Consider the following 3,121-nt stretch of genomic DNA (forward strand, 5'->3'; position numbering starts at 1 on the left):
GAGGGGGCCCGGACGATGGCCCGCGAACTGGGCCGGGGCGTGGGCGTCGAGGTCACCTACCGGGGGCAGGGCCATGGCGCGTACAACAGCGGCAACGCCTGCATGACGAAGACCGTGAACGCCTATCTGCTCGACGGGAAGGTGCCCGCGGGCGGCAAGACCTGCGGATGAACGACGAGGGGCCCGGACCGCCGGTCCGGGCCCCTCTCAGACAGCTGTCAGTAGACCGGCTTGTCGGGCTCGATCTGGTTGACCCAGCCGATCACGCCGCCGCCCACATGCACGGCGTCGGAGAAGCCCGCGGACTTCAGGACGGCCAGAACTTCCGCGGATCGGACACCCGTCTTGCAATGCAAGACGATCTTCTTGTCCTGCGGCATGTCCTGGAGGGCGGTGCCCATCAGGAACTCGTTCTTCGGGATCAGCCGGGCGCCCGGGATCGAGACGATCTCGTACTCGTTCGGCTCGCGGACGTCGATGATGTCGATGGACTCGCCGTCGTCGATCCACTCCTTGAGCTGCTTGGGAGTGATCGTCGAACCGGCCGCCGCCTCCTGGGCCTCGTCCGAGACGACACCGCAGAAGGCCTCGTAGTCGATGAGCTCCTTGACCGTGGCGTTCGGACCGCAGACCGCGCAGTCCGGGTCCTTGCGGACCTTGACCTGCTTGTAGGTCATCTCCAGGGCGTCGTAGATCATCAGTCGGCCGAGCAGCGGGTCACCCGCACCGGTGAGCACCTTGATGGCCTCGGTGACCTGGATGGAGCCGATGGACGCGCACAGCACGCCCAGGACGCCGCCCTCGGCGCAGGAGGGGACCATGCCGGGGGGCGGGGGCTCCGGGTACAGGCAGCGGTAGCAGGGGCCGTGCTCGGACCAGAACACCGACGCCTGGCCGTCGAAGCGGTAGATCGAACCCCAGACGTACGGCTTGTTCAGCAGCACGCACGCGTCGTTGACCAGGTAGCGGGTGGCGAAGTTGTCCGTACCGTCGACGATCAGGTCGTACTGGGAGAAGATCTCCATCACGTTGTCGGCTTCGAGGCGGCCCTCGTGCAGCACCACGTTCGTGTACGGGTTGATGCCGAGGACGGTGTCACGCGCGGACTGCGCCTTCGGGCGGCCGATGTCCGCCTGGCTGTGGATGATCTGGCGCTGAAGGTTGGACTCGTCGACCTCGTCGAATTCGATGATGCCGAGCGTGCCCACACCGGCGGCGGCCAGGTACATCAGGGCGGGCGAGCCGAGACCGCCCGCGCCCACACAGAGCACCTTGGCGTTCTTCAGCCGCTTCTGGCCCTCCATACCGACATCCGGGATGATCAGATGGCGCGAGTACCTGCGGACCTCGTCGACGGTGAGCTCGGCAGCCGGCTCGACCAGGGGTGGCAGCGACACAAGGACTCCGTAGTGGGTAGGAGCGGTGGTCAGCCCCGCGCGAGCGGGGAGATTGTCTTCTCGTCTCCTCGTAACACTGCCACGCCCCATCTCATTCCATGACACATGGTCCGATGCGCGAGACGACCTCGTCCCAGTGACCGGGCAGCGTCTCCCAGAGGGCGGCGGAGTCGGAGCGCTGGCCCGGGCGGGTCGTGCGGTCCGTGAAGAAGACCGTGCCCGCCCCCTGCCAGCGGGCGATGCGCAGCGCCTCGTCCAGATGCGGCCGGGGCACCCCGTGCACCAGATGGCAGAACCGTTCGGGCGGATAGCCCGCCGTCCATTCCGCGACCTGGGACCAACGGTAGTCGGCCCACCGGCCGCGGAAGGTCACCAACTGGTCGGCGATCTCCGCGTACTCCTCGTACGGATGGGTGTCCTGGCCCAGCACCGTGAACGCCCCGCCGCGCAGCGCGCGCAGCGTGGTGACGATCCGGTGGACCTCCGCCAGGCCCGGGCGCTCCGACGGGCAGCGGTCCAGATAGAAGCCGTCGGGCCGGTACCAGTCCAGGTAGCGGCCCGCGTCCGAGACCAGCTCGCCGAAGGGGCGGGTGCCGAACCTCATGTCCAGCCGCCCCAGCACCCGGACGCCCGCGACCCGCAGCCGGGCCACCGCGGCGGCGCAGTACGGGTCCGGGCACGAGCCGGGGCCGCGCGCGACGTCCAGGACCGCCCAGTGCACCGGGGTGCCTCGGCGGGTCAGCTCACCCCATTCGACCGGCGCGACCAGCGGGTGCGCCCAGCCCGGCACCCCCAGGCCGAGACCCGCGGCGGGCGGCGGCGCCGGGCCGGGCCGGGGCCCCGGGGAGATCAGATGCGACACGCCGCCTCCATCCAGATGTCTGCGAGGGACTCCTCCAGCGGAATCCGGGAGCGCCAGCCGAGCCGGTCGCGCGCGGTGCGCACATCGGCCTGCTGCCAGCTGCCGCAGCCGTCCGGGTACGGGTACGCGGTGGCGCCGCCGTGCTCCCCCGGTCCGGGGGCGTGACCGGGGGCGTGCGGGGCGGGGACCGTAGCGTGACCGGGGGCGTGCGCCGGGGCCGGGATATGGGCGGCCGGATGCAGCGGATTACGCCCGGGCGGGGCGTCGACCTCGTGCAGGGTGCCGCCGAAACCCGCCACCCGGGCCAGCACGGAGGCCGCCTCGCGCAGCCGGACGGCGCGCCCGGTGCCGATGTTGACGACGCCCTGCGCGGCCGACAGCGATGCCGCGTGCACCGCCCGTGCCACGTCCCGTACGTCCACGAAGTCCCGCTGCACCCCGAGGCCGCTCAGCTTCAGCTCGCTGTCCCCTGACTGCATCGCGCGCCGCATCGCCTCGGCGAGCCGGCCGAGCGGGGAACCGGCCGGGGTGCCGGGCCCGACCGGCGAGAAGACCCGCAGCACCACCGCGTCCAGACCGGAGCCGAGCACCAGCTCGGTCGCGGCCAGCTTGCTCACGCCGTACGGGCCGCCGGGGCGCGGCACGGCGTCCTCGGCGGTGGACGAACCGGGCTGCGAGGGTCCGTACTCGGAGGAGCAGCCGATCTGGACGAGCCGGGCGCCGCAGCCGCTGCGGCGCAGCGATTCGCAGACGGTCGCGACGGCCACGGTGTTGTGCCGGGTCAGCTCGCGGGCCCCACCGCGGGTCGCGCCCGCGCAGTTGATCACCACGCCGGGGTGGACCGCGTTCAGGAAGCGGGTGA

Annotated in this window: 4 protein-coding genes; 1 reads left to right on the top strand and 3 read right to left on the bottom strand. The window is 71.5% G+C overall.

Annotation, left to right across the window (positions count from 1 at the left end; all coding sequences use genetic code 11):
• The coding region (locus SSOG_RS48470) for an alpha/beta hydrolase (protein WP_208867528.1) at positions 1–171 on the top strand (171 nt) is incomplete at its 5' end.
• A 47-nt stretch (positions 172–218) separates the two neighbouring features.
• Here the strand turns inward: SSOG_RS48470 and moeZ are convergent.
• The 3 genes from moeZ to SSOG_RS15775 form a co-directional block, all read right to left on the bottom strand.
• Positions 219–1,397 (bottom strand): adenylyltransferase/sulfurtransferase MoeZ, encoded by a 1,179-nt coding sequence (moeZ, locus tag SSOG_RS15765; protein ID WP_009715225.1) that lies wholly within the window; start codon positions 1,395–1,397, stop codon positions 219–221.
• A 91-nt stretch (positions 1,398–1,488) separates the two neighbouring features.
• Positions 1,489–2,250, bottom strand: a complete 762-nt coding sequence (locus SSOG_RS15770; protein ID WP_009715226.1) for a spherulation-specific family 4 protein — start codon at positions 2,248–2,250, stop codon at positions 1,489–1,491.
• The coding region (locus SSOG_RS15775; RefSeq protein ID WP_063631567.1) for an NAD-dependent epimerase/dehydratase at positions 2,247–3,121 on the bottom strand (875 nt) is incomplete at its 5' end. The genes SSOG_RS15770 and SSOG_RS15775, both read right to left, overlap by 4 nt.

It is taken from the genome of Streptomyces himastatinicus ATCC 53653 (genome assembly GCF_000158915.1).
In the GTDB taxonomy this organism is placed as follows: domain Bacteria; phylum Actinomycetota; class Actinomycetes; order Streptomycetales; family Streptomycetaceae; genus Streptomyces; species Streptomyces himastatinicus.